Raw genomic sequence first — 4,033 nt, 5'->3', positions numbered from 1 at the left:
GCCAGCGCGCTGGAGTCCGACGACATGGAGCTGCGCGCGGGAGGGCTCGTCGCGGCGGCGGCCCTGCGCGAGCCGCAGCTGGCGCCCCTGGTGGCGGAGGTGGCCCAGGAGGAGCGGCTGGCACCGGAGGTGATGCGGACGCTCTCGCACTTCGGCCTGGAGGCGGGACGCGAGCTGCTGGCCAGCATGGATCGTCTCTCCTTCCCGGCGCGCGAGGCGGCGGGGCACGTGCTGGTGGAGATGGTGGACGCCACGTACGTGCCCGAGCTCGTCCAGATGCTCGACTGGGGCGAGGTGGACCTGAAGATGGTGGCGGTGCAGGCGCTCGGGCGGACGCGCTCGCTGGAGGCGGTGGAGCCCCTGGCGCAGCTCCTCTCCCACCCGGACCTGGCGGGGCTGGCGGCACGCGCGCTGGTGACGCTGGCCGCCAACTTCCCCAAGCCGGTGGCCCAGGCGCTGGAGGCGGCGATGTGCGACGGGGCGGAGCCGGTGGTGCTCAACGCGCTGGTGCGGGTGGGCGGCACGGCCATGCTGCCCCTGGTGCGGCGCACCGCGCGCGAGGCCTCCGTGCCCCTGCGCGCCACCGCCGTGGAGGTGCTGGCCGCGGTGGACCCGGCGGGCGGGCTGGAGCTGGCGCACACGGCGCTGACGGACGAGGCCCCCCGGGTGCGCGCCGCGGCGGTGCGGGTGGTGGGGCAGCTCGGAGCCCCCTCGGCGGCGGGGCTGCTGAAGCGGGCCCTGGCTGACGACGCCCTGGAGGTGCAACTCGCCGCCCTGGACGCGGTGGGCGAGTGCGGCGCCCTGGAGCGGGTAGAGGACCTGGAGGGACTGGTGCAGCATGTGGACGGGGCGGTGGCCTTCCGCGCCGTGCAGGCCCTGGCGCGGCTGGGCGCCCTGCGAGACGACGTGCTCCGCCGCGCGGTGACCCATGAGGATCCGGAGGTGGTGAAGACGGCGCTGCTGGCGGGCGCGGCCTCGGCCGAGGGCGTGGCGCTGGCGGTGGGGCTGCTCGGCCACGCGGGCTGGGACGTGAGGGCCGCGGCGGCGCGGGTGCTGGGGGACTCCGGGGGACCGGAGTGCCTGCCGGCGACCCGGGCCGCGCTCGCGGCCGAGACGGATGCATTGACTCGCCGCGCCCTGGTGGACGCGGTGGAACGTTTGTCGAGTCGCTGAGGCGCTGGGGGTGAAGCCTTTCGATACAGGCAAGCCGGAGATGACAGCGGAGGAGTTCCGCCTGCTGCGGGACTACGTGTATGGCCACTGCGGCATCCTCGTGCGCGATGACATGAAGTTCGTCATGCAGCGGCGGCTGTGGCCGCGGCTGGAGGCGCTGGGGCTGTCGGACTTCAGCGCCTACTACCGCTACCTGCGCTTCGATGCCCAGCGCCGCTCCGAGCTGGAGACGGCCATCGAGGCCCTCACCACCCACGAGACGTACTTCTTCCGCGAGCCGCACCAGCTCAAGGCCTTCACCGAAGAGGTGCTCCCGCGCCTGGAGCGGCGCAATGCCCGCGCGAAGCGGCTGCGCATCTGGTCCGCGGGGTGCTCGTCGGGAGAGGAGGCCTACACGGTGGCCATGCTCCTCAAGGAGAGCGGGCGCTTCGAGGGCTGGGACGTGGAGGTGCACGGCACGGACATCTCGCGCCGGGTGCTGGCCCAGGCGCGCCTGGGTGAGTACGGGCCGTCCTCGCTCCGGGCCACGCCGGCGGAGAAGATCGCCCGCTACTTCGTCCACGTGGGGCCCAACCGGGTGCGCGTGCGCGACGACGTGCGCTCCTGGGTCTCCTTCGGGCACCAGAACCTCCAGGAACCGGAGACGGGCGTGCTGGTGTCCCGCATGGATGCCGTCTTCTGTCGTAACGTGATGATCTACTTCGACACACCCGCGCGGCAGCGGGTGCTGCGTCTCATCTACGACAAGCTGGTGCCCGGCGGTTACCTGCTGCTGGGGCACTCGGAGAACCTCATCAACCTCAGCGCGGACTTCGAGTTGGTGCACCTGCGGGGCGATCTCGTCTACCGCAAGCCGGATCCCACCGGAGGGAACGGCCTGTGATGTCGCTCGAGCCCGTGAAGGTATTGGTGGTGGATGACTCGGCCCACAACCGGAGGCTGCTCACGCAGCTGTTGGAGTCCTCGCCGGACGTGAAGGTGGTGGGCACGGCGTGCGACGGCAACGAGGGGCTGCGCCAGGTGCTGGCGCTGCACCCGGACGTGGTGACGTTGGACCTGGAGATGCCGCGGCTGGGCGGATACTCCTTCCTGCGGCTGCTCAAGAGCACGGCGCCCACGCCGGTCATCGTCATCTCCAGCTACGCGCACAAGGCGGACGTCTTCAAGGCGCTGGAGCTGGGGGCCTTCGACTTCATCGCCAAGCCGGCGAAGCCCACGCCGGACGTGCTGGACAAGCTGCGCAAGGAGCTGCTGGAGAAGGTGCACGCGGCGAAGCTGGTGCGGCCGTCGGATCTGTCCAAGCCGGTGCGCGGCAAGCCGAGGATGGTGCCGCTGGAGCCCTCGTTCGTGGTGGCCATCGGCGCGTCCACGGGCGGGCCGCCAGCGGTGCAGCGGCTGCTGGAGGCGCTCTCGCCGGAGCCGTCGATGAGCCTGCTGGTGTGCCAGCACATGCCCAAGCAGTTCACCCGGGCCTTCGCGGAGCGGCTGGACAGGCTGGGGCCCTTCTCCGTGCGCGAGGCGGAGGAGGGAGACGTCCTGGCGCCGGGCCACGTCTTCATCGCGCCGGGAGGGCGGCAGCTCGTGGTGTACCGGCAGACGGGACAGTACGTGCTGGGCACGCCGCACCCGACGATGCAGGACAAGCACGCGCCCTCGGTGGACCGGCTCTTCATGAGCATGGCCGAGGTGTTCGGCTCCAAGGCGGTGGGCGTGGTGCTGACGGGGATGGGCGCGGATGGGGCGCTGGGCGCCAAGGCCATCCAGAAGGCGGGAGGCGAGGTGTGGGCGGAGTCGGAGCGGACGGCGGTCATCTACGGGATGCCGCAGGAGGCGGTGGCCACGGGCGCGGTGAGCCGGGTGCTGCCGCTCGGCGAGATTGGCCCCGCGCTGGTGGAGATGGCGCGCAAGAGGCGGTGACATGAAGACGTTTCCCACCGAGTTCGCGGACCTGCTCACGCCCAAGGGGCGGCGCATCCTGGAGGGGCGAGACCCGGACACGTGCGGTGCGCTGTTGCAGCCGGGTCGGCGCTTCGTGGCGCTGAGCGGGGTGCTGGACGCGCGCAAGGCGGCGGCGTGCCGGGACGCGCTGGAGAAGGCGCTGCGCGAGACGCTGACGGCGATGGAGGACCCGATTCCCCCGGAGAGCATCTGGGGGATGACGGAGAACTACGCGGAGCAGCTCCCGAAGACGGTGCGGGTGAGGACGGCGCTGCTGGAGAGCCGGCGCTCGCGCTCGTGGAGGGCGGCCGAGGAGGTGGGGTTGGTGGGGATGCTCCACTCCCAGAGCTTCGCGGCCTTCGCGGCGGCGGTGAGCGGGAGGGCGCTGCGGCGCAAGTGGGGGATTCAGGTGCTGTGCTACGGCCCGGGGGACTACACGGGCCCGCACAACGACCACCACCCGGAGGACGCCGAGGCCTTCGACGGCTACGTGGACATGCACCTGACGTTCGCCACGCCAGCGGTGGCGCACCAGTGGCTCGTCTACGCCAAGGGCGGACACTTCTCGGAGATGCAGAGCGTGAACACCCTGGGCGGGGTGACGGTGTACCGGCTGCCCTTCTGGCACTACACGACGCCGCTGGTGGCGAAGCCGGGCGCCGAGGAGGACGCCCGACGCTGGGTGCTGCTGGGGACGTTCCTGGACGCGCCGAAGGAGCGCCGCCGGGGGACGGCCATCGAACTGCCCCAGCCGGCGGGTCGCTCCGGCGTGCGTCCCACCTGAAGGGACGCAGTGCATGAGGCGCCCCGGAGTTCCGGGGGCTCGAATGGTTCCCTCCAGGAAGTGAAGTTCAGACTTCTTCGTCGGGCAGGAGCGTGAGGAGCAACGCGTCGTCGGGACCGAGCGGGCGCCAGCCGGCCG

General features: G+C 71.9%; 4 protein-coding genes. All 4 read left to right on the top strand.

Translation table 11 applies throughout. The annotated features are described in order from the left end of the window. Positions 1–1,173 (top strand): HEAT repeat domain-containing protein (locus tag VF697_RS05920; RefSeq protein WP_331092511.1); only part of this gene is annotated, 1,173 nt, incomplete at its 5' end. Between the two features lie 40 nt (positions 1,174–1,213). Continuing rightward, positions 1,214–2,056, top strand: coding sequence for a CheR family methyltransferase (locus VF697_RS05915; RefSeq protein ID WP_414641249.1), 843 nt, complete (start codon positions 1,214–1,216; stop codon positions 2,054–2,056). Continuing rightward, positions 2,053–3,090, top strand: coding sequence for a protein-glutamate methylesterase/protein-glutamine glutaminase (locus VF697_RS05910; RefSeq protein ID WP_414641248.1), 1,038 nt, complete (start codon positions 2,053–2,055; stop codon positions 3,088–3,090). Before VF697_RS05915 ends, VF697_RS05910 begins: the two co-directional genes overlap by 4 nt. Position 3,091: 1 nt before the next feature. Further along, complete coding sequence (locus VF697_RS05905; RefSeq protein WP_331092508.1) at positions 3,092–3,895, top strand: hypothetical protein; 804 nt, start codon at positions 3,092–3,094, stop codon at positions 3,893–3,895. Positions 3,896–4,033: the final 138 nt, after the last annotated feature.

The organism is Archangium sp. (assembly GCF_036388035.1).
Taxonomy (GTDB): Bacteria; Myxococcota; Myxococcia; order Myxococcales; family Myxococcaceae; genus Archangium.
Note: the sequence above shows the minus strand (reverse complement) of the source record. Positions and strands in the feature narration are given on the sequence as shown.